At 57.7% G+C, this 18,666-nt stretch carries 16 protein-coding genes; all 16 read right to left on the bottom strand.

What is annotated here, in order from left to right; translation table 11 throughout:
• Window positions 1–62: 62 nt before the first annotated feature.
• The gene (locus JIN85_RS11955) at window positions 63–776 is read right to left on the bottom strand and encodes a hypothetical protein (RefSeq protein ID WP_200270973.1); all 714 of its coding nucleotides are present in this window, start codon (window positions 774–776) and stop codon (window positions 63–65) included.
• Between the two features lie 147 nt (window positions 777–923).
• A complete protein-coding gene (locus JIN85_RS11950) occupies window positions 924–2,627 on the bottom strand; it encodes a cell division protein FtsZ (protein WP_200270971.1) in 1,704 nt (567 codons plus the stop codon).
• 312 nt (window positions 2,628–2,939) lie between these two features.
• Window positions 2,940–4,151 carry a cell division protein FtsA gene (ftsA, locus tag JIN85_RS11945; RefSeq protein WP_200270969.1) on the bottom strand — a complete coding sequence of 404 codons (1,212 nt, stop codon included), beginning with the start codon at window positions 4,149–4,151 and terminating at the stop codon, window positions 2,940–2,942.
• Between the two features lie 18 nt (window positions 4,152–4,169).
• Window positions 4,170–5,141 (bottom strand): cell division protein FtsQ/DivIB, encoded by a 972-nt coding sequence (locus JIN85_RS11940; protein ID WP_200270967.1) that lies wholly within the window; start codon window positions 5,139–5,141, stop codon window positions 4,170–4,172.
• Window positions 5,142–5,171: 30 nt separating this feature from the next.
• A complete protein-coding gene (locus JIN85_RS11935; RefSeq protein ID WP_200270965.1) occupies window positions 5,172–6,098 on the bottom strand; it encodes a D-alanine--D-alanine ligase in 927 nt (308 codons plus the stop codon).
• A 21-nt stretch (window positions 6,099–6,119) separates the two neighbouring features.
• Entirely contained in the window at window positions 6,120–8,420 is a 2,301-nt protein-coding gene (murC, locus tag JIN85_RS11930) for a UDP-N-acetylmuramate--L-alanine ligase (RefSeq protein WP_200270963.1), read from the bottom strand.
• Window positions 8,420–9,526 carry an undecaprenyldiphospho-muramoylpentapeptide beta-N-acetylglucosaminyltransferase gene (murG, locus tag JIN85_RS11925; RefSeq protein ID WP_200270961.1) on the bottom strand — a complete coding sequence of 369 codons (1,107 nt, stop codon included), beginning with the start codon at window positions 9,524–9,526 and terminating at the stop codon, window positions 8,420–8,422. The genes murC and murG overlap by 1 nt, the downstream gene beginning before the upstream one ends.
• A 141-nt stretch (window positions 9,527–9,667) precedes the next feature.
• Window positions 9,668–9,958, bottom strand: a complete 291-nt coding sequence (locus tag JIN85_RS11920; RefSeq protein ID WP_200270959.1) for a ribonuclease III domain-containing protein — start codon at window positions 9,956–9,958, stop codon at window positions 9,668–9,670.
• Window positions 9,959–9,974: 16 nt separating this feature from the next.
• Window positions 9,975–10,556 (bottom strand): RbsD/FucU domain-containing protein, encoded by a 582-nt coding sequence (locus tag JIN85_RS11915; RefSeq protein WP_200270957.1) that lies wholly within the window; start codon window positions 10,554–10,556, stop codon window positions 9,975–9,977.
• A 210-nt stretch (window positions 10,557–10,766) separates the two neighbouring features.
• Entirely contained in the window at window positions 10,767–11,918 is a 1,152-nt protein-coding gene (locus JIN85_RS11910; protein WP_200270955.1) for a Gfo/Idh/MocA family protein, read from the bottom strand.
• A 61-nt stretch (window positions 11,919–11,979) separates the two neighbouring features.
• A complete protein-coding gene (locus JIN85_RS11905; protein WP_234047389.1) occupies window positions 11,980–12,978 on the bottom strand; it encodes a sugar phosphate isomerase/epimerase family protein in 999 nt (332 codons plus the stop codon).
• 32 nt (window positions 12,979–13,010) lie between these two features.
• Window positions 13,011–14,276, bottom strand: coding sequence for a cupin domain-containing protein (locus JIN85_RS11900; protein ID WP_200270953.1), 1,266 nt, complete (start codon window positions 14,274–14,276; stop codon window positions 13,011–13,013).
• A 114-nt stretch (window positions 14,277–14,390) separates the two neighbouring features.
• A complete protein-coding gene (locus JIN85_RS11895; RefSeq protein ID WP_200270951.1) occupies window positions 14,391–15,482 on the bottom strand; it encodes a hypothetical protein in 1,092 nt (363 codons plus the stop codon).
• Window positions 15,483–15,489: 7 nt separating this feature from the next.
• Window positions 15,490–16,497 (bottom strand): hypothetical protein, encoded by a 1,008-nt coding sequence (locus JIN85_RS11890; RefSeq protein WP_200270949.1) that lies wholly within the window; start codon window positions 16,495–16,497, stop codon window positions 15,490–15,492.
• Window positions 16,498–16,543: 46 nt separating this feature from the next.
• A complete protein-coding gene (locus JIN85_RS11885; RefSeq protein ID WP_200270947.1) occupies window positions 16,544–17,815 on the bottom strand; it encodes a glycosyltransferase in 1,272 nt (423 codons plus the stop codon).
• Between the two features lie 8 nt (window positions 17,816–17,823).
• The gene (locus tag JIN85_RS11880; RefSeq protein ID WP_200270945.1) at window positions 17,824–18,426 is read right to left on the bottom strand and encodes a hypothetical protein; all 603 of its coding nucleotides are present in this window, start codon (window positions 18,424–18,426) and stop codon (window positions 17,824–17,826) included.
• Window positions 18,427–18,666: the final 240 nt, after the last annotated feature.

The raw sequence follows: 18,666 nt of genomic DNA, 5'->3' as shown, positions 1-18,666 counted from the left end.
AAAAAATCCGCCTCCCCGCCCAGGTGGACGAAGAGGCGGCCATTTGCATTTGAAGAAAGAGATCAGTTCCTACGGCGACGCAAGAGTGGGACAAGGCCCAGAAGTCCAAGAAGGGTAAGGCTTGGTTCCGGAACGGAGACGATCTGGATGCCGTTGAGGGCGGCACGCGGAAGGTCGTCCGAGGTGTTGCCGTGGAAGGTAAGATCGTAACTGCTCGAACCTGTCAGGGTGAAAACGGTGTAATTGCCGACTCCCGTGGCGCCCGCTGAGACTTCGACGAAGCTGCCATCGAAGTTCCCCGGATCATCGGTGATGCTGGTGGTGACGCCTCCCATGGTGAAGGTGCCGGTGCGGCTGTTGGTGCCGTTATCGCCATCCGAATAGAGGTAGATGTTATAGGTTTCTGTCGGCGACAATCCGCTGATGGTTACGGTCCGGGAATCACCGAAGTTATCGAGATAGCCATTATACATCACATTGTCCCCGGTGGCCGTGCCGGTGGAGATATAATATGGACCGATGCTGAGCCAGCTGATGGTGACGCTGGTTGCAGAGCCTGCAGAATCCATGAGGAAACCGCTGGAGTAGTTGATATCGGATTCTACATCCGGGCGCACGTTGTTCCAGTTAGCAGCCGACACAACGCCAGCAGCTTCATCGGAAAACAAGGTGCCGTCGGCACCGCCGTAGCCGACAAAGTTGATACTGATGGTGGATGCATGGGCGGAGGCGGCCAAGCCAACCAGCGCGCCAAGAAGCAAGGAGGAGCGAAGCATGGTAGTTTTGAGGTGATGGGGTTCATTTATGACAAATACCGGAACGGGCATTCGTCATGGTGAAGTGGCGGCATTTTCCAGGACCTGACGCAAAAATTGCAAAATCAGGAAATCCCCGGTGCCACCACCCCATCAGCTTCTCAAAACTTATCGTTTCTTCCGCAGAAACGGTGGGAGATCAAGGTCCTCACCATCGACTACGTTTGGCGATTGACCTTCAAATCGACCACGTGGCGCGGATTCGAACGATAGCTCGCTTTGGTTACCGGGTGGTTTGCCACCAAGTTTGAGCTTGGGTTGTTCGACGGATGGGATCGCCTCGCGTGGCCGCTCTGGTTGGCTGGACGCCGGTTTTTGCTCAGGCAGCTCGTCAGTCACCGGCTTGCCCCAGAGCTTTTTAGCGGGTGCTTTGGCGGGAGCCGGATTGTCAAAGAAGGTGAATGCGTCCATTTCGTCCTCACTTTTGCCCTTGGTATTCCGCGGAGCGTATGTGGTTTCGGCGAAAGGTGGCTCATCATCCTCTTCTGGATCTGCGATGAATGGAGCGGGTTGTTCAGGTTTCGGCTCGGGTTCAGGTTCCGGGGCCACTTGCACCGGTGGTTCCTCTTTTGGAGCTGCTTGTGGGATGAATTTTGGCTCCGGTTCCGGCTCTGGCTCGGGTTCCGGCTGGATTTCAGGCTCCGGCTCCGGTTCTGGCTCGTATCGGGTCAACGGAACGACTTTAGCCAATGGTTCAGGCTCCGGCTCTGGTTCGGGTTCTTCCTCAAATTCTTCAGGTTCCGGCTCCGGATCGGAGTAGGAAGTGAATCCGTCACTAGGATCCAGCAATGGATTTTCGCGAGATGCTTTGCTCAGTGAATCGCGCGGCGCAGCGGCCAAATGATCTTCCGGTAACGCACTGATCAGGGTGATGGAAAGGGAATCCGCCATTGCAGGATCAACCGCAGCGCCGAATAAAACGTGGGCTTTTTCCGGCACAAACTTCTGCAGTCCCTGCATCAGCAACTCGATTTCATACAGGGTGAGATCCTCGCCGCCGGAAAGGTGGACGAGCACCGTTTGCGCATCCTTGAGCAGCGCGCCCTGATCGAGCAGCGGGCTGGCGAGTGCGTTGCGCAGTGCTCGCGCGGCGCGATCCTTGCCTTTGGCCAAGCCTGAGCCGAATAGGCAACGGGACCGGTTGGTGCGCAGCGCGCTCATCAGATCGTCCAAGCCGACGTTGATCAATCCGGGGCGAATGACCAAGCGGATCACGGCTTTGATCGACTCGCAAATCATGTGGTCCGCTGCGGAAAACGCTTCGTGAATGCCTTGTTTGGCGAGCACGAGTTCACCCATGCGGTTGTTATCGAAAGTGACCAGCGCATTGGAAAGCACCGCCAGTTCATTCAGAGCGGTATCGGCTTGTTCACGGCGGCGACGGCCCTCGAAAGCAAACGGCATGGTGGCAAACACCACGACAAACGCTCCTTCTTCTCGAGCGATGCGGGTGATGATGGGAGCCGCGCCGGAACCGGTTCCACCGCCGAGGCCGACGCACAGGAAAACGATTCGGCGGCCTTTGAGGGAGGAGCGGATTTCGTCCTCCGCTTCGAGAATCGCCTGCTGGCCGAGTTCCGGGTCACCGCCCGCGCCAAGGCCTTTGGTCAAATTCCGGCCGAGCTGGATTTTCTGTCCGCCCACAAAAGCGGATAGGGCGCGGATGTCCGTGTTGGTGGCAAGCAATTCAGCGCCTTCCAGACCGTCGAGTGCGACGCGTTCCAGCATGTTCGCCCCCGCACCGCCAAGGCCGATGATTTTGACGGATGAAGTAGGGATCGTTTGTTGAGGGTCTCGGGTGTAAGAAATCATGGGTGGTGGGAAATGAAAATTGAACATCGACCGTCCAGGATCGAACGACGAAGTGGATGGTGGTTAATGAGGGCCCTTTTCCGCAAGCGATTCGACGGATTGAGCCTCCAAATGACGAGATGGTGGTGCAGTGCCCGAATGAAGGATTTGGTTGGCTGCATGACGTTGGGCATGGTCCTGATTCAACGAGCGGGCAAGTGTAATGACACGGGTAGCGAAGTCGAGCAACCGTTCTTCCAGATCATGTTGGCTCCGTAGCTTTGCTCCCAGATGGATGATGTTGTTGGGGGTTTGATGGTTTGTTGCTCCTACCTATTTCCCAAACCAAAACAGTCGGCTGATTTTTTTGATGATTCCGGGCGGTGTGGCGCGCTCGGTCTCGAGGATTTGCGCGTAACGGATGAGGCCGATCGCTGTCGCGTATTTCGGATCCTTGAAGCTATTGCGATTGCCGCTGATTTCCGGGGTCTCCGGGCGATAGATATCGCGTTTGAAAACATCGAATGCGAGCTCGCTGAAGCCGCGCATGAGCGAAGTGCCGCCGGTGAGAAACACACCGGAGCCGATCGCTTCGACGCCGCCTTCCGGTAGCCGGTGGTAAACGAGCTTCAGGGTTTCCTCCAAACGTTGGCGGATGACTTCGTTCAAGATGGACCTTCGAACTTCCACTTCGGCAAATCCTCGATCGTCGATCAGTTTGGCCGTGCCCAAAGATCTGGCGGGGTCGGCAGAGGCGTCGCCTTCCAGGATTTTCAGCTTCTCGGCTTTGGAAAATGGCAAACCGGTGACGAGGTGAATGTCATTGGTGACGTGATCCCCGCCGACGGGAATGCAGCCGGATGCGGCGATCGAACCATCGAGGTAGAGCGCGTAGTCAGTGGTGCCGCCGCCGATGTCGATGACCAATGCGCCACGGTCGCGGTGCTCGCGATCCAGCGCAAGCTGGGCGGTGGCGATGGGAGAGAAGACGACATCGTCGACTTCGAGCGGCATTTCCCGAACCAGTTTGATGCTGTTTTGAATGCGCGTGCCGATGCCGTGAACGATGTGGAAATCCGACTCCACGGTTTTGCCGAAAAGCCCGACCGGACTGGTGTGGTGTTCCAATCCGTCCAACCGGTAATTGCGGATGATGTTGTGAATGTAAACGTGGTCCGGCGGGATGTGGACATCGCGCGCGATTTCCGACGCTTCCTTGACATGCTCCGGGGCGACGGTGGGCTCGCCTTCCGGCAAGCGAAAGGTGCCGCGATTGTTGACGCCTTGAATGTGGGAGCCGGTGATGGCGAGAAAAACGGAACCGATTTCGACGTCGCTGGCGTCTTCCGCTTTGACCAGGGCATCCTTCAGGCAAGCCCGAGCCTGTGGGAAATCGTAGATTTCGCCCTTGCGAACGCCGGCGGTTTTGGTGACGCCGATGCCGAGAATTTTCACTGCGGTATCAGGCTTGACCTCGCCGACAACCAAGCAGGTTTTGCTGGTCCCGATTTCAAGACCGACGTGAATTTTGGTGCGACGTGGCATGGGTGGAAGGTGCGGGGATCAGCGGTTGAGGAGGGCTTCCAAGTCGCGGCTGCGGCGATCTTGGCGGATTTCTCCGGCAGTAGGTTCTGGGACGGGAATGGCGCGTGGCACCGTTTCGTCACGCACAGTGATTGGCACGTTTTCGCGCGGAATCAAATTGATCGTGGCAATGGAGTAACCCTGGCGATGCGCGTGGTCCAAAGCGGCACGCAGATTGGCGATCTGGCGTTGATGATCACCCAGGCTGAAAGTCGCAGCGGTGCCACCACGGGTGACGAGCAACAGCGACCATTCGTTGGACTGGCTGATCGATTCGATCCAGTGAATGGCTTGCGGGTCCTCAGCACAGGCCGCGTCCAGCAGACGGAAGCAATGCGTGAGTTGTGACTGGGTGATCTTGCCGCCGGCAATCAGCGGATGCTCTGGCGAAACGGGAATCAGGACCACCGGTAACTGTTCGGCTTCATCAAATTGGTGCTCCGCGCAGGGGAAGATCGATCCATGTTGATCGACCAGCAGTGCGCCGGGTTTGCGTTCAATGACCTCATGGCTGTTTTGATCAACCACCCATGCCCGTGGTTCGCGGGCCTTCACGCGCACGACGAGTGTGTTCGGTAAATGCCTTTCCGCGGTGGCGGAAGAAATGGACGGAAGTTTTTCCAGGCTCTCGGCGATCTGTTTGACATCCAACGAAAACAGATTGGCTTGGAGATCGATTCCCGCCGTGCGGACAAGCCCCATTTCATCGACCGCCGGATTCGGGTTGAGATCGATGACTTGCAGCGTGAAATCCGGATTCTGATAGAACGCCCGCTGGATACCGCGCCAGACGCCCCAGCCTGCGGCGGTGAGCACGGCAAACACACAAGCGATTTTGAACAGGCCGCCTAGAAATCCCACAAATTGCAGCCAGGCGATGCGCGGAGACATGACGCGCACTTCGAGCACGTTCGAACGCGGACGTTTGCGGAGTCGGGTGGTCTTTCTCATGGCATCGGTTGGCGGCCACAGCCGCGCGGTTCAGGATCGGAGTTGAAGGGAAATTTCAGCGATAGTCTGGCAAAGTGCGGGAAAGGGAATGCCGCCCGCCGCAGCGGACTTCGGCAGCAGGCTGGTCGCGGTCATGCCCGGGATGGTGTTGGCTTCCAGCACCCATGGTCGGTTTTCGGAGTCTAACAAGACGTCGACACGCGAATAGGCCTCAATGCTCAACGAGCGATGGGCCGCCAACGCCGCTTCTTGTACGGCGAGCGTCGTAGCTTCATCGAGATCCGCCGGGCAGTAATAATCGCTGCCCGCCGCGCCGCTGAGCCAGGGGTATTTGTTCGCCATGTCATAGCTGCCGCCACCTTTCGGCGCGATGTGGACGATGGGCATGGCCTGATCGTTGACGATGCCGACGGTCAGTTCCTTGCCTTCGATGAAATTCTCGATCAGCACTTCGTCGTAAACCTCCGCCGCTTTCAGCAAGGCACCGGGCACCTCCGCTTGATCGCGGACAATCTGCACGCCGACGCTCGATCCTTCACGCGGGGGCTTGATGACCAGCGGTGCCTTGATCGTCAGTTCAGGCAGCAAGCCCGGAGAAAGCTTGATCGTTTCAGACCTTGGAGTCGGAACACCGGCAGCGAGGAATTTTTCCTTGGCCAGATTTTTGTCGAAGGCAATCCGGCTGCTTTCCGCGCCCGCGCCCGTGTAGGCGATGCCGTGGCTGTCGAGCAATGCCTGCAACTGCCCGTCCTCGCCGAAGGTTCCGTGAATTAGATTGTAAACCAGTTCGGTTCCTTCCGGTAGTTGCTCAACCGTGAAATCCGTGACTTCGAGGCCCTCGGCTTGGCAACCGAGATCCTGCAGCGCCTTCAGGACCGCCTTGCCGGAGGCGATCGACACTTCGCGTTCGGCCCCGGGGCCGCCCATCAGCACAACGATTTTCTTTTGTTTGAACATGACCGTGGACTGTTAACGGATTTAAAAAGTGGGTTCTTCCTCGCCGAGGATCTTTACCTCGGTTTCCAGATCGACATAACGCTGCTCCTTGGCCTGCGCTTTGATCGAATCGATCAATTCCAGCACCTCGGTTGCGGTCGCGCCGCCTTGGTTGATGATGAAATTGCCGTGAGTTTCCGAAACCGCAGCGTTGCCGTGGGTGGTGCCTTTGAGACCCATTGAGTCGACCAAGCGACCGGCGGCGATGTATTCCGGGTTTTTGAAAATGCAGCCAGCGGAGGCAGCGATCGGTTGGGAGTTTTTGCGTTTTTCACGCGAATCCTCCCAGCGCTTCTTGATGTTTTCCGGCTTGTCCGCTTTGCCTTTGAAAACCGCCTGAAGGGCGAAATTCCGCCGCAGCTCGGCGACGTTGCGGTATTTGGCGACGATCTCTTCGCGTTCGCGAGTCCGGATCACACCATCTTCATCGAGGAAGGTGACACGCACGACTTGATCGAACGTTTCCACACCCATCGCCCCGGCATTCATGCGCAGTGCGCCGCCGACGTTTCCGGGAATGCCTTCCATCCATTCAAAACCGCCGATCCCATGGCCGCCGGCAACGCTGGCCAGTTTTTTTAACCGCACGCCAGCACCTGCAGTGACCATGCCTTTGCCATCGATCGTGACTTCGGAAAAAGCGCCGCCAGTCGGGTGGATGACCGCACCGCGGATGCCGCCATCGCGCACCAGCAGGTTCGATCCGCGACCGACCACCCGCACCGGAATGCCACGGCCACGGCAGTAATCGACGAGGAAGGCGAAGCCGTAAAAACTGTGCGGCTCGATCCAATATTGCGCCGGGCCACCGACGAGCATCGTCGTGTGCTTTTTCATCGGCTCGTAAAGTCGGCCTTCGATTTCGCCCTCGGGCATGAGGGCTTCCATTTCTTCGAGAATCTTCAGATCGCCCGCGATGCGGTGGCCGGCCTCATGCACGTTGCCAGCGCCCAGCGTGATCAGGAGATCGCCGGTTTCCAAAGCATTGCCTACGGTGTGGTGGGCGGTGGCCAGATCCGGCACGGAAACCACGCGGATGTCGCCATTTCGTTCAACCGCATCGACCAAAGTCTGGCCGCTGATCCCAGGAATTGGCGCTTCAGAAGCCGGGTAAACATCGGTGATGAAAACCAGATCGGCTTCCTGCAGCACCTTGCCGAAGTCCTCCGCCAGCGCCTGGGTCCGGGTGTATCGGTGCGGCTGAAACAACACCACCACGCGGCTTGGTTTCAATGAGCGAGCCGTTTGCAGGGTCGCTGCGATCTCGGTCGGGTGATGGCCGTAGTCGTCGACAATGCGATATTTCGGCGAAAGGTATTTCGTTTCGAAACGGCGCTTTGCCCCGGCGAAGGTGGCCAGCGCGCGTGCGATCAAGGTGAATTCCGCGCCGCAGCAATCGGCGATCGCGATCGCTGCCAGTGCATTTAGAATGTTGTGATTTCCGGGAATGCCGAGTTCGACATCACCCAGCGGCTCGCCGTTTTTCATCACGGTGAAAGCGGACGATCCTTTCAATTCACGGATGTCACTGGCGGTGTAATCCGCGTCGTCCCAGCCGTAGGAAATGGCGTTTTCGCGGCCTTCGCAAATCTCACCGGCGACGGGATCTTCGGCGCAATAAACGATTTTACCCGTCGTTTGATCGGCCAGTTTGGTGAAGACTTCCTTGATGTGATCGATGTCGCGATAGAAATCCAGGTGCTCGGCCTCGATGTTGAGGATCACCGCGTGTTCCGGGTGGTAGAGCGCAAGCGTGCCGTCGCTTTCGTCGCCTTCCGCGACCATGTGGACGCCTTCTTCCGACCATTTCGCGTTCGATCCCAAAATCGGGATTTCCGCGCCGACGTAGTGGCATGGCTTTTGGTCCGCCTCGCGCAGCAAGTGCGAGGTCATGGCCGAGGTGGTCGTCTTGCCGTGGGTGCCGGAAATGACGATGCCTTTTTTGGTGTGGAGGATCGCCGCCAGGCATTCCGCGCGGCAAATCAGCGGGATCTTCGCTTTTTTCGCTGCGGCAAACGCGGGGTTGTCCGGCTTGATGGCGGACGAATAAACGACCAGCTCCGCGCCTTTCACCCCGGCGGCGGATGGAGGGGAAGAAAATACCAGGCCAAGGCCCTGCATGCGATCGGTTTCCGCCGTGGTGACTTTGTCCGAGCCGCTGACGTGGTGCCCCATTCCCATCAATAACAGGGCGAGGCCGCTCATGCCTGAACCGGCAACGCCAATGAGGTGAATGTTGAGCGGTGTTTTGCGGTCGGTGAGTCGTTGGGAGAGATCGGTCATTAGGGGGCGAGGGTAGCTTCGATGGCGGCGCAGACCCGATCGGCGGCGTCCGGAACGGCGAGTGCGCGCGCGGCTTGTGCCATGCGCTCGCGCGTTTGCAAGTCGTTCAGGATGGAAGAGGTCAAACTGACGAGTTTTTCCGGCGTCAGATCGCGTTGCTGGATCAACTCGGCCGCGCCGGCGTTGGCGAAAACCTCGGCATTGCGCGTCTGATGATCATCCGCGGCAAACGGATAGGGCACGAGAATCGATGGAATTCCGGCGAGCGAAATCTCGGTCAAACTGGATGCGCCGGAACGGGCGACGACCAGATCGGCCAGCGCGTAGGCAGACGGCATCTGATCGCAAAACCCGAGCACCTTGCAATTCGGGCGGCTGGCGGAAATTTCCGCGACGCGTGGGTAGTCTTTGGCTCCGGCGATGTGCAGGACCTGAATCTCCTCGGGAAGTTTCGCCGCCGCTTCCGCGCAAAGTTCGTTGAGCCGTTGGGCGCCCTGGCTGCCGCCGGTGACGAGGATGGTGCGCTTCGCGGGATCGAGCCCGAACCGTTCCGCCGCTTCCTCGCGGCTCGGCAGGTTGTGAATTTCCGGCCGCACCGGCGTTCCGGTCAGCACGGTTTCGCGATCCGGGAAAAACGCCTTCGCCGGTTCCATGCCAATGAACACCTGGGTGCAAAATCGGCTGGTGAGCACATTCGAGCGACCCGGGCGGGCGTTGGAATCGTGGATGAAAGTTTTCAGCCCGAGCTTCGATCCGGCGTAAACCGGCGGCAGCGAGGTGAAGCCGCCCATGCCCAGCACGGCGTCGGCGCCGAAGCTGCGGATCAGTTTTTTCGAGTGATTCGCCGCGTGCCAGAGTTTCCAGAGGAAGGGCAGCATGCGCGGAGAAAGCGTCGGCGGTTTGGCGACTGCCTGGACGCGCTCGAATTTCAAGTGCGTGTATTTCGCCGAGGCTTCCGAATCGACCTTCTTCTCGGAAATGAGCAACAGGGCATCGTGGCCGCGTGCGCGAAGGCATTCGGCGACAGCGATTCCCGGGAACAAATGGCCGCCGGTGCCTCCACAGGCGATGAGAATTTTGAGTGGTTTGTTGGCGGATTTTGACACGGTAACGCTTGGATTCTGGTCGAGGCGGCGGTTCAAGACGGAGCTGCAACGCTACCGTCGCGCCTTGACCAAAAATCTAAAGCATTTCTTAAATATCAAGCAATGCCCAAAAACGGCAGATCTTAGGAAATTTGCCGAAACTCAAGGGCGTTTTGCAATCTGCTTACGGAACAACGGCACCAATTCCGCGTTCATCCAGGCAAATGCAGCCTCGATGCCGCCGGACTGGTAAAGCTTTCCAATCGACGCCTCGACCCGGGTCGGGTTGCCGAAGGCGCTGAGAAATTCATTGGAGGTGAGGCGGGTGAACCACTCACCATCCATGGTTTTGCGTTCACGCAGCACGAATTCCCGCGCGAATAGCGCGAGAACGGCGTCGCCTATCCAGGCGTTTTCGCGATCGATGCGGAGTTCTTCGTCTTTGCGGCTCACGCGGTGAGAATGCACCTCACGGAATCGGGAGCGAGATTTTTTGCATCCTTTCGCGCTGGATTTGATCGCGCAGCCGCTGTTCGGAGTCCGCATCCCAATATCCGGGCTGCAATTCGAGAAAGACCGTGGTGTAGGGAAGGGCGGTCGGCGTGCGAATCACGAGCACATTGTAGCTGCGGCTCGCATCCTCCAAAAGGGTCATGAGCGATTGCTGTTCGAGCTCGGTCACCTCGTGGCCGTGGAGTGATCCTTCGATTTTCTGGCGGTATTCATCGATGCCCGGAGCGAAGTCGTTTTCCACAGAGCGCAGCTCTCTTGTTAGATATACTTTCGGACTCACCGCCTGGGTTTGCTCCAGGGTGTTCATCACATAGTCGACGACTTCAGGAATTTCAGCGGAAGCCGTCATCTGGCGGACGCCTTGGCGACTTTGCGCGGGGAACGATGCTTCGGAAATGACGATCCAATTGCGATAGCCGAGCTTTGAGGTCTGGTTGACGATGGCGGATTTCCAAGCCTCGTTGGAATGGAAATAATTCCCACATCCAAGAGAGAGAAACGCGAGCAGAAACGTCAGAAGCCACTGGCAAACGATCATTCACGCGGAGTTAAACCCGTCCTTGGTGGACTGTCAATGTGAGGCCTTGTTTCAACCTCGACTCTTACGGTGAAATTCATGATTTGAAGGCCATTGGCTCCTGAATGAAGTGCCATGATTCGCCGCGATGATCGGATGATCCCCTAACTGCGGTGACCCCGAGTCGGTTATCCCTAACAGCGGTGCGGCTGATTTCAAAATAACCGAACATCAGCACGATTTCACATCGACCCATTGCCCGGTTTTGGCGGATTCGAGCACGGCATCGCAAACATATTGAGTGCCGAGCGCGTGGCGGAAATCCGGGAAACGTTTCTCGCTGGATGGATCGTCGAGCGATTTGAAAAACTCGGCGAGTCCGTGAACGAAGGAGTGTTCGTATCCCAGTGAAAGCCCGGGCACCCACCAGTTTCCGGAGTAGGGATGGTCGCCATCGGTTGCGTGAATTTTGGTCCAGCCTCGCCGATCGCCGGGCACGCCGTGATCGAAATACGAGAGGTAGTTCAAATCGTGCAGATCCCAGGAAAGCGACTTTTCTTCGCCGTTGATCTCAAACGTGTAGAGCGCCTTGTGGCCGCGAGCGTAGCGGGTCGATTCGAAAACCGCGAGCGATCCATTGGCGAATCGCGCCATGAAGGTGCAGGCATCGTCGATCGTTACCGGCATCTTTTCACCGGTCGCAGTGTGAATGCGTTCCTTGATGAAAGTCTCGGTCATGGCCGAAACGGAAACGATTTCGCCGTTGATCCAGCGTGCGGTGTCGATGCAATGCGCGAGCAGATCGCCCGTGACGCCCGACCCCGCGGCAGCGGCGTCCAAGCGCCAAAGCGCGGCTCCGCCTTGTGGCAAATCCGAGGAAATCGTCCAGTCCTGCAGGAAATTCGCGCGGTAGTGAAACACCCGGCCAAGCTCGCCAGCGGCGACGATGTTCTTCGCCAAAGTCACGGCGGGGAGAAATCGGTAGTTATACCAAACCAGATTCGGCAATCCGGATTCCTCGACCGCTTTGACCATCTCCTCGCCTTGGGCGCCGTTGAGCGCGAGTGGCTTTTCACAGAGAATCATCTTGCCGTGCTTGATGCATTCGAGCGCGATTTCTGCGTGCGAGTCGTTCGGGGTGCAAATGTCGATCGCATCGATGTCGTCGCGTTTCACCAATTCGCGCCAGTCGGTTTCATAGGACGCGTAGCCCCATTTTTCGGCGAAGGCTGCGACCTGTTCCCGATTCCGACCGCAAACGGCTTGCCGGACGGGCACGTGTTCGGTGTCGAAAAAATGGGAAAGCTGGGAATAGGCGTTCGAATGGGTGCGGCCCATGAAGCCATAGCCGATGAGGCCGATGCGAATAGTTTTTTTGGACATGAAAGTGAGATTGGGTTTTCGAGAATGAAAGGAAGCGTGGGAGTTCGCCAGGTTCCTTGGCTCAGGCTTCGTCGACCTTGATCATGGTGGCGAGAATCGTTTTCCAGGTTTCCGCCGACTCGAGGGTTTCGTTCGGAAACATGCAACCGTCCCAGCAGATGTGCTTGATGCCGCGCTTGTCGGCGTCCTTGAGCCAATAGCTCGATGCTTTGGCGATTTCGAGTTTTCCATTCGGATCGTCCGCCGGGCAATGACGGCCGGTCTTATCGTGGGAGCCGGTTCCGTGAACGCTGCCGTCGTTTTGGGCGACGTGAAAATCGAGGGTCCACGGGCGCAAGGCGTCGGTAAGAATTTTGTAAGCTGGCCAGAATTCCTCGCTGCCATAGCCGGGTTGAAGCAAGGCCGCTTCGGGCGCGTTGTAGCCCATCAGGTAGAGGTAAGTGTGGGCAAGATCGGCCTGAAAACCAACGACCTTTGGCATCGCGGTGGCTTCCAGCGTATCGAGCATGGCCTTCCAGGAATGCATGCCGCCCCAGCAGATTTCGCCTTCGGCGGCGAGCCGTTCGCCAGCTTGCTCCGCGATTTTTCCGGCTTCGCGCCAGGTTTCGGCGATCTTCTTGGTGTTGCCGACCGGGTCTTGGGCCCAATCGCTGACCCCGCCTGCGGAATCGATTCGAATGACCCCGTATTCGCGGACACCGTGTTCATTGAGAATCTTGGCAATGCGGCAGGCCTTCTCAATCGCGAGGACAAATTTCTTGCGATCGTCGGCCGATCCAAAAGCGCTGGCTCCGACGGTGCCTGGCCAGACCGGGGCAACGAGCGAGCCAACCTTCAATCCCGCAGCCGCGATTTTGTCGGCCAATGCGCGGATTTCCGAATCCGAGGCATCGGGATCAAGGTGTGGGTGAAACAGGAAAAGATCGATGCCGTCAAATTCCCGTCCGTCGACATCGGCGGAGGTGGTGAGCTCGATCATACGATCGAGGGAAATCGGTGGATGGTCGGTGCCGGGTTCTTTGCCGACCAAGCCAGGCCACATGGCGTTGTGAAGTTTCATCGGAGACGTGGTTGGGTTTGTGTTTCCAGTTTTCAGGACTGGTGCTTGTAAGCACCCATGGCAGGGGCGTTGGGATTCACTTCGGGGCCGAAGTAGCGCAGTGCGACCAGGGGCTCGGTGGCGGAGGTGTTTTTGAAAGTGACACCTTCTCTGGCAGCGGACTCGGTGGCGAAAAATTCGTCCTGCGACAGCTCGTTGAAACGGAGCAGCTTGGGGCAATTGAGCGGCAGTTTGTTGGCAAATCCTTCGCCCTGGACGACGATCAAGGAATAAGCGCCATTGTCCTTGATGGTGACGGTTGCGCCCGGCTCGACGGTGAGCTCTTTGGCGGTGAAATACTGGAAGCCATCGACTTTGCCGTAAACGATCCACTTGTCGTGGTAACCTTCGCCTTTCTCGGAAGTGACCGGCTCCAGGTAGTGGTTGTCTTTGAAATTCGGATCGGTGTTTTTCTCCCAATCCAGCTGGTCGACGATGAAATCGATGTCGTGGTGCTTGTCCTTGGGCATGTCTTTCACCAGCAGCGACCACGGAACCTCGCGGCCTTCGACCAGGTTTTGATACATTCCGAAAACATCGGATCCCCATTGCGGCTCGTAGGTGCAGAGCGAGCCGGGCGCGTGGAGGATGCAGGGATCGATCAACCAACCGGTGCCGATTTTCAGGCGGTAGGCTTTGGAAAGATCGAGGATGCCGTTTTCACCTTTTTGCCAGTTTTCGATGCAGCGGCGGACTTGGTCGCGCGTCGTTCCGGGCTCGAAGCCCATGAAGGTGTAGGGGAAATTGTTGCCGACGTTGTTGTGTTGCGGCGGGAAATAGTAGGACTCCGGTTTGCCTTCCTGGCCGACCAGCGCGGCCTGCTCCGCGCTTTGATGCATGTGGTGCGGAATCGGCCCCATGTTATCGAAAAATTTCGAGTAAACCGGCCACTTGGAGTATTTGTCCCACAAGGCTTTGCCGATAATCCCGGCACCGGATTCGGCGATCGCGTCGCGCAGGGTGAAGCGCTCTTTCCCGACCACGACGTAGGAAAGTCCCTCATCCGCCGCACGACCTTCGTTGGCGGTTTCCGTGGTGGAGCCGAACCAACGTTCGTCGATGCCGCCGCGGCTCAGACCGTAGGCGTAGGTGTCGTCCGGGTGCAGCTTGATGCGAAGTCCGGGCTGCAGAAATGAGCGCGGCACCCAGGTTGGAGAAAGTCGCAACAAACCGCCGGTGTCTTCAAGGTGACCGTCGATCAAAGCCTTCAAATTCGAGGTGGTTGTTGACAGGTCCTCAGTGGTGCGGGGATGGGTCATGGGTTTGATAATGTGGGAAAAAGTGGGTTTTTTCGTTGGAATGCCTATTTGAGCGCAAGAATTTCCCGACGCAAGCCGGTAGTTCAACTTTCTCGATTTGAACGGGCGGATCGCTCAAATCACGTAACGCCAATCGATTGACTCGATGACTTCGCAACCGGTCTCGCCGACGATGCGAATTTGCCGATCACCGGCGGGGACAATACGGGTGACGCGCCCGAAGTTTTCAGGAATCGCCGCGACCGCCTGGATCAGCCGCAGGTTCACCCTGTCGCCCGTGAAGTGGCGACTGGTCGGAATGCGATCTTTGGCTAACAAATCCTGCCGCGAAATGGCCGGGCCATCGCAGAAATGCGAGCACACTTCCTCGACGCCGAGCTTGCCGACGTGGCGACCGTTCCAAGGCGCGGCGGATCGACCGCCATTCGAAAGCCAGAGCAAAGTCGATGGAAAATCGGCCGGGTTTTTGAGGCAAAGCCAGACGTAACCTTCGAGCGAAACCGCCGACCAAGCGAACGGTTGCTCCGGAGTGGAAGGCTCGTTCACCATCATGACGAGATCGTCATTTCCTGCGCGAGCCGGGAAGCGGGTAAGATCGGTTTCGCCACCGGATTCGAGCGGAACGCATGACAAATCGGCGAAGTGCGTTCCCGGTTTGAGCGCCTGGCTCGCGCCATCGGCTGGATCCGAGAAAAATCCGGGATACACCGAGGCCCAGCGAAACGGACTGACGGAAATGCGCCCGTTTTTCTCCGATGAAAGATCGAGAATCGGATGACTGCCGTAGTTGAAATCACCGACCAACCCATCGATTTGGTGTTCCAGATAAATCGCGGTTTGGCCGGGTTTCAGCTCGATCGTTTTGGTCACCCGGGCGCCGACATCGGTGGCTTGGATTTCCAGGGTCAGTGAATGATCGGATCGGCCAATTTCCTGCCAATCTCCATTCGCGGTTTCACCATGAGGTGGGCCGTTTTCCTGCGGACCAAAAGGTAAACAGAGGAAGTCGCCGCGCAGGCTTTTCAGTAAAACCGGTAGCTCGGGATCAACTTCACCGGGTTGCCACGGCGCGAGCGCATAGGGCGAAACCTGATGGCCTCCCAATCGGAATTCGACCGGAGCGAGGTGGCCGCCTGCGCGCGCGATGGCGAGCCGAACCCGATCTGATTCCAGCTGATACGATGCTGCGCCGTGGATGCTTTTCATCGGTCAATCACTTGAAAATTCCCCGCATGACGAGGTTGTTAAGCCGATGAGTGGTGTCGGTGAGAGCGTCGATGGTGGTCTGCGTGTAACTGCGCCCGTCCGTGGTATCGATCGCGTGGTTGGGATCGCGCTGTCGCAAGGGTTCGAGCATGGGGTCCTGATGGTGAAGGATTTCCACGAACACGTATTCCAGTTTTCCGGTTTTGGCGGCGGCGGTGAGAAGTGCGCCGATCCAGCCGTCATCGGTCGAGAAACATCCACGGGTGGATTTGGCTGAACAGTGGAAAACCCCCAGCTCGTCGGCTGCGGCAATTTCTGCAATTAGCTGTTCATTTTCCGGAATGCTCAGGTCGGAGTCGCCACAGTGGGCGGCATCCACAAGCACCTTGAAGAAGGTTTTTCCCAGTGCCTGATTCGCAGCGGCGACCACGTCCCAACAGCGTCTGGCATCGGTGAAAGTCGTAAACTCACCCGGGCACAGAAACTCAAGATGCCAATGGCGGATGCTTGAGTTGGCGAGGCCCGCTTCTTCGTAAGCGCGGGTGTGGACGCGGACGCATTGGGCGACGGCAGCCTCGTAGGCTTCACCCTCCAAGCGCGGCCGACCATTCAGCCATTCCTCGATCGATGTCGACGAAACGTGCTTGATGCCGCGAGCGAGTGGACTTTTCAAAAGCGTCACCAGTTGCCCCACCACGGCGTCTTCGTCTGCAGGGTCCATCGGATTCGCACCGCCGACCATGAGGATCAGCTGCACCTCCAACCCGAGCGCGCGGAGCCCGGCCATCAATTCTTCCGAATCTCCGGGATCGGTGGCGGCAAAAACCGGGATCTGCACACAACTGGGGCGGACCGGGGATTGCTCGCAAAATCGCTCCATTTCCGCGACCGTGAGTATGACTCCCTCATCGTTGCGCGGCAGCTTTCCGTCCGATCCAGGAGCAAGTCCTTCGAAGAATTTGATGTGGGTCGGGATGATCCCGACTTTGACGGGCGCTTTGAGTGCCAATGACATTCGAGAGTCCTAGCCTCGCAAATGCCGGACGGAAATCGATTTTTGATCAAATCGTCAGATTCGTCGATTCGATCGCTTCGCAAGTGATTTTCAGCCAGTTGTCGCTATCGAACCTGGATGAAATCGCGCGGGCCTGGTTGCGATAAGACGGGTCGTCGAGGAGCTGATGAAGTTTTTCCGCGATGGCGTGGCGTTTGAATTTCGACGGCACCAAGCCGAGCCCGACGCCAAGTTCGCGGACTCTCGACAGGGTATCGAATTGATCGTGAGCAAGCGGTTGCACCAATTGAGGAATTCCCGCGCGAAGGGCCTGGGCGCAGGTGCCGATGCCGCCGTGATAGACGAGAGCCGCCGCTCGGGGGAGGACTTCACTGAACGGAACGTAAGGAATATGGATGACTCCAGGTGGCAGGTTCTCAGGAATCGAATCGGAGTAAGGGCTGATGAAAACCCCGCGTCGTCCGGTCAATCGGAGCGCTTCGGCTGCTTCTGCAAAGAACTCGGCGGCCTGCGAATTGGCGCTGCCGGGGGTGAAAATCACCGGCGGTTCACCGGCATCGAGAAACTCTGTCAGCGCGGGCGGGATAGGTTTGCTGCCTTTTCCATCGAACATCGGGAAACCGGTTTGCACCAATTGCTTCGGCCAATCCGGTTGGGCGGGCGCGAACCAATCGGGGAAAAGTGCGATCACCCGATCGGGCGAATGCCACCAGTCGGCGAGAACATTTTTAGCCGGAGCGAGCCCGTGGTTTTTTCGAAATCGATTGAGTTCCGGAGTGATCTGGCGGTCGACAACTTTGCCAGCGAGCCACCATTGGAGGCGCTTCAGAAATACCGGCGCGGCATTTCCGAAGGGCATGCCGTGAATTTCCGGCTGACGAAATACCGATGGCAGCGGAGCAGGCGCGAGGTGGATGCTGACCAAAGGAATTTCTAACAAATCGCGCGCGGTGCGGGCACCGAATGCCAACGAGCTGGCGACGAGAATGGTTTTTCCCGCGAGGTGCAGCTCGCGGCTGATTTCCAGAATCGGCGCATAGCTTGGATGGACCGCGCGTTTCACCACCGCCGGAAATGCCTTGAGCGGATGCCAAAGGTCGGGGTCGTTCGTGGTGAGTTCGAACTCCTCTTCCGTGCCGAGTGCGCGAAACGAAAGTTCAGCATGCTCGACCTGGCTGCGAAAAACCGGATTGGTGATGACGAAAACTTCATGCCCCCGTCGTTTGAGCTCCATGCCAAGCCCGATAAGCGGATGGACATCGCCCGCGCTGCCGAGCGCGAATAGGAGGATGCGGAGCGGTTGGAAATCGGAGATCAAAGCAAATGCTATGGAGTTGATACCTGATTCGCGATCTTCCGCAACGGTTTGTCCAGGAGACCCGATTGTGCCAAGTAGCGGAGTTCTTTTTGCTGCGATTGGATTCGTCGTTCCTGTTCGGATCGTCTTTGGATTGCATGGGGTGGTTCCAATCCGTCAGGCGATTGATGATGCTGGATCAGCGAGCGGAGTTCGGCGAGGTCGTCATCGTTGCCGCTCGTCCAATAAGCGAAGCCGTCGGTTTTGACGTGATCAAGCATGGCGCCAATGCCGCTGATGAGACCGTGATAGACCTCTTCAGCAGATGTTTCGCTGTGAGTCGCGTTGGTGATTTGCTCCAAAATCGCAGGCCGGTTTTCGATCAGGCAGATGAGAACCTGTTGGGCGAAAATTTGGAAAATGAGAGGGTCTTCACTCTCAACAGTTTTCTCATGATCCAGTCGGCATTGGAGCTGCCAAATGTGTTGGAAGCCAACGAACTCGTCCCACTCGTCGCGGAAATGGTTGAGATATTCACCGAGGGAACAAAGGTGCCATTGGGCGGTCCATTTCGGCATTTCATAACCGTTGAAGTAAAACGGCAGCGGCCAATCGGGCGTCGGATCGGTCATGGGTTAGTCGGTATGCGTTGGATTGATGTGGCCGATTCCCACCGATGGCGGCGTATTGGTATCGCCCTTTCAGGGCTCGGGATTTTTTCTGGTGATATCCCCAAGGTTTCACCTTGGGCTATTTCATGAAGCCCTGTCAGGGCAAGGTCAATCGGGTCAATCGGGTCAATCGGGTCAATCGGGTCAATCGGGTCAATCGGGTCAATCGGGTCAATCGGGTCAATCGGGTCAATCGGGTCA

Origin of the sequence: Luteolibacter pohnpeiensis (assembly GCF_016595435.1) — a bacterium.
In the GTDB taxonomy this organism is placed as follows: Bacteria; Verrucomicrobiota; Verrucomicrobiia; order Verrucomicrobiales; family Akkermansiaceae; genus Luteolibacter; species Luteolibacter pohnpeiensis.
This window is presented reverse-complemented; position numbering and strand designations above follow the sequence as displayed.